We start from the raw sequence: 1,990 nt of genomic DNA on the forward strand, positions 1-1,990 counted from the left end.
TACTCAAGTGTCTCGCAACAAAACATAACACAATATAAAAAAAATTGCTAAATTAGTGCTTTAGCAAAGTTTATTGCTTTTTTACCAACTTCTGAATTTCCGTAGGAAATTCCTCGTTGTCAAAAAATGCAACTATTTTTATACACAAACGTTGTGCTTCATGTCAAAAAAACCCGATAAACTAAACAAATGATTGCAGAATTTTTAGGACAAGGATTATTTGACGATACAGAGGAAAGTATTGGAAATCACGTATGTTCAACATTAAATAACTTAACATTTAAAGAGGTAACATTTTTTAATGCTTTTCTGCGTTCAAAAGGACTTAAAGAATTAAAACCTTTTATAAAAAAAGCACAGAAAAACGGAACTAACTTTACATTCTTTATTGGTATAGATGAAAAAATTACATCAAAAGAAGCTCTTGAAATGCTTGTGGAATTAGGAATTGACAGTTATGTCTACTCTTCAAAACAATTTATTTATCATCCAAAAGTTTACGTGTTTGAAGGAGAAATTCGAAGTCGAATTATTACAGGGTCATCAAACCTCACAAAATCAGGTTTATTTTACAATATAGAATCCTCAATACTACTTGACTTTACAAATGAAGACAAAGGCGGAAATAAAGTTTTAAATCAACTTAAAGACTACTTTTCACCTTTATTAGACTTTACAAGTGATAACCTTGAAAAGGTTACTAAAGAATATATTACTTATTTAGTCGAAGAATCTCTTATTTCAATTGAGAAATATGAACACGATGAAGACTCATTTTTAAAAACTCACGACAATACAAAAAAACGTTTTAAAAATCCAAAAATAGGAACACTTGGAGAAATTGAAATAACCGAAAATGCTCGTCAGTCAAAAAAATATAAATTTAAAATAACTGAAGAGTATTTAGAAAAGTGGGATGGAATGTTTAAACGCATGAAAGCCTATAAAGAAGAATTTGGTCGAACAACAGTGAGTAAAAATCATGCTGACCAAACTTTAATTGGTTGGTATTATAAACAAAAACTGATTTATAATGACCCAGAACTTGAAATGCCAAAAGAACATTTGGAAAAGTTAGAATCAATTGATTTTCATTTTGGAGACGGAAAAGATGAAAGAACTGATTTTATAAGAAAAAGATGGCTGAAATTATTACAAAAAGCATTGAGACAAGGAGAAGAAATTTCACAAATTCATAGTTTTATTTTTGAAGGGGAAAATTTAGGAACTTGGCTTCAAGAATCTAAAAAAGATATAGAAACAAGAGCTATAATTGAAAAAGCAGGTTTTGATTATAATAAAAAAAGTAGAAGTCCTAAAAATTCAGCTATAAGGTTTCTATCCAACCTTGAAGAAGATTTAAATCCAAAAAAATCAAAATATCAAACTTTATTTAATTCAAGAATAATCCATAGAAAAGATAAAATACCAGATTATCTAATCGATGAAATAGATAAATTATGGAAACAGAAATTTAAAGAAGATAGAAGTTGGATAAAAAAGTCAAGAGTTAAAGATTATACAGAAGAATGGAAAACATTTAGATATAATAAATCTATTAATCCAGAAGGAAAATGGTTTAAGTCAAAACCATTTATAGGAAATATTTATGAATGGGTTTGGGGTAAAAGAAAGAATAAAAGTAAAATGGATTTAGTAATTGACAAGTTTAACCAAGAAGAATTAAAAGAATTGAAAAATGAAGGATTCCCAATAGAATAGTTCAAAAAACACGAAAGCACAACACCGTATATAATTTATTGCTGGCTTCTCGCTTACTTACGAAAGTCCTCGCGGACTTTCTTGGTCGGTAATTATTTACTAAATTAGTTGCTTAAAACACACAACAAACCATATACAACAACGTTAGGCTCAATTGCTCAAAAATTTAAAAACTCTATTCAATAATTGGAAAATAATTTCAATTTTAAATTTTTAAGGTCTTTTAAATTCGAATTTTCGGAACACTTTTTCGCTCGTCAAAATTTTC

Annotated in this window: 1 protein-coding gene; it reads left to right on the forward strand. The window is 28.1% G+C overall.

The features are described 5' to 3' along the window. Positions 1-189 precede the first annotated feature (189 nt). Complete coding sequence (locus tag ES044_RS18140) at positions 190-1,722, forward strand: helicase associated domain-containing protein (protein WP_147120767.1); 1,533 nt, start codon at positions 190-192, stop codon at positions 1,720-1,722. The last annotated feature ends 268 nt before the right edge of the window (positions 1,723-1,990 follow it).

Source organism: Polaribacter sp. IC066 (assembly GCF_007997085.1).
Classification (GTDB): Bacteria; Bacteroidota; Bacteroidia; order Flavobacteriales; family Flavobacteriaceae; genus Polaribacter.